At 58.4% G+C, this 2500-nt stretch carries 2 rRNA genes (1 of these 2 cut by a window edge); both read left to right on the top strand.

The window, feature by feature from the left end:
• Positions 1-2238 (top strand): 23S ribosomal RNA (locus tag QMO56_RS26465) (it extends 507 nt beyond the left edge of the window).
• Between the two features lie 126 nt (positions 2239-2364).
• Positions 2365-2479: ribosomal RNA gene (gene rrf, locus QMO56_RS26460) — 5S ribosomal RNA — on the top strand.
• The last annotated feature ends 21 nt before the right edge of the window (positions 2480-2500 follow it).

Raw genomic sequence — 2500 nt, 5'->3', positions numbered from 1 at the left:
CAAGCAGTCGGAGCCCTGAGCGCAAGCTCTGGGGTGACGGCGTACCTTTTGTATAATGGGTCCGCGAGTTTCTGTTGGCAGCAAGCTTAAGCCGTTAGGTGTAGGCGCAGCGAAAGCGAGTCCGAACAGGGCGCTGAGTTGCCGGCAGAAGACCCGAAACCGAGTGATCTAGCCATGGCCAGGCTGAAGGTGCGGTAACACGCACTGGAGGGCCGAACCCACGCCTGTTGAAAAAGTCGGGGATGAGCTGTGGCTAGGGGTGAAAGGCCAATCAAACTCGGAAATAGCTGGTTCTCCGCGAAATCTATTGAGGTAGATCGTCGTTCGATTACCGCCGGAGGTAGAGCACCGGAAGGGCTAGGGGGACCCAAAGTCCTACCAAACCCTACCGAACTCCGAATGCCGGCGAGTACAGGGCGGCAGACAGACAGTGGGTGCTAAGGTCCATTGTCGAGAGGGAAACAGCCCAGACCACCAGCTAAGGCCCCCAAATCGTGGCTAAGTGGGAAAGCATGTGAGACGGCCAAAACAACCAGGAGGTTGGCTTAGAAGCAGCCATCCTTTAAAGAAAGCGTAATAGCTCACTGGTCTAATAGCTGTCTTGCGGCGAAAATGTAACGGGGCTCAAGCCACGTGCCGAAGCTGTGGGTGCTCAGCAATGAGCGCGGTAGCGGAGCGTTCCGTAAGCCTGCGAAGGTGAACCGTGAGGTTTGCTGGAGGTATCGGAAGTGCGAATGCGGACATGAGTAGCGACAAGGAGAGTGAGAACCTCTCCCGCCGAAAGTCCAAGGGTTCCTGCGCAAGGCCAATCCGCGCAGGGTGAGCCGGCCCCTAAGGCGAGGGCGACAGCCGTAGCCGATGGAAACCAGGTGAATATTCCTGGGCCTGTCAGAAGTGACGAGTGTGAAGTTCCGTGCGGCCTTATTGGATTGGCCGTGCGGCTGGATCACTCCAGGAAATAGCTCTGACATACAGACCGTACCCGAAACCGACACAGGTGGACTGGTTGAGTATACCGAGGCGCTTGAGAGAACCATGCTGAAGGAACTAGGCAAATTGCTCGCGTAACTTCGGGATAAGCGAGACCCACGGTTGGGCAACCATCCGTGGGTGGCACAGACCAGGGGGTGGCGACTGTTTAGTAAAAACACAGGGCTCTGCGAAATCGAGAGATGACGTATAGGGTCTGACGCCTGCCCGGTGCCGGAAGGTTAAGGGGAGGAGTGCAAGCTCCGAACCGAAGCCCCGGTAAACGGCGGCCGTAACTATAACGGTCCTAAGGTAGCGAAATTCCTTGTCGGGTAAGTTCCGACCTGCACGAATGGCGTAACGACCTCCCCACTGTCTCCAGCATGGGCTCAGCGAAATTGAATTCCCCGTGAAGATGCGGGGTACCCGTGGTCAGACGGAAAGACCCTATGAACCTTTACTGCAACTTCGCAGTGGCACCAGGAAGGGGCTGTGTAGGATAGGTGGGAGGCTATGAAACCGGGGCGCTAGCTTCGGCGGAGCCAACCTTGAAATACCACCCTGCGCCTTTCTGGTGTCTAACTGAGCCCGGTAAGCCCGGGCCAGGACCCTGCGTGGTGGGCAGTTTGACTGGGGCGGTCGCCTCCCAAAGTGTAACGGAGGCGCGCGATGGTGGGCTCAGGCCGGTCGGACATCGGCTGTTGAGTGCAAAGGCATAAGCCCGCCTGACTGTGAGCGCGACAGCGCGAACAGAGACGAAAGTCGGCCTTAGTGATCCGGTGGTCCCGCGTGGAAGGGCCATCGCTCAACGGATAAAAGGTACTCTAGGGATAACAGGCTGATCTCCCCCAAGAGTCCACATCGACGGGGAGGTTTGGCACCTCGATGTCGGCTCATCGCATCCCGGGGCTGGAGCAGGTCCCAAGGGTTCGGCTGTTCGCCGATTAAAGCGGTACGTGAGCTGGGTTTAGAACGTCGTGAGACAGTTCGGTCCCTATCTGCCATGGGTGTTGGAGACTTGCGAGGATCTGTCCCTAGTACGAGAGGACCGGGATGGACGTACCTCTGGTGCACCAGTTGTTCCGCCAGGAGCATCGCTGGGTAGCTAAGTACGGAACGGATAACCGCTGAAGGCATCTAAGCGGGAAACCAGCCTCTAAACGAGGTCTCCCCAAGGGCCGTGGAAGACCACCACGTCAATAGGCCGCATGTGAAAGTCCGGCAACGGATGCAGCTAAGCGGTCCTAATCGCCCAAACGATCTCATCACACACACACCGCGGAACGGCCGCAAAGCCAATCACCGCACGCAGCATCAAACCGCACTCACACACACTCAACTCACCAATCCCAACTCACCATACCATCCGTCTCCTCCACATTTCCGGCTCGGTGGCCCGGTGGCCATCGCGGGGCTGATACACCCGATCCCATCCCGAACTCGGCCGTGAAACTCCCCAGCGCCCATGGTACTGCGCCTCAAGGCGCGGAAGAGTAGGTCGCCGCCGGGCCACCCAGCCGGAATTGTGGAC

It is taken from the genome of Roseomonas sp. E05 (genome assembly GCF_030063475.1).
Classification (GTDB): Bacteria; Pseudomonadota; Alphaproteobacteria; order Acetobacterales; family Acetobacteraceae; genus Pseudoroseomonas.
Note: the sequence above shows the minus strand (reverse complement) of the source record. Positions and strands in the feature narration are given on the sequence as shown.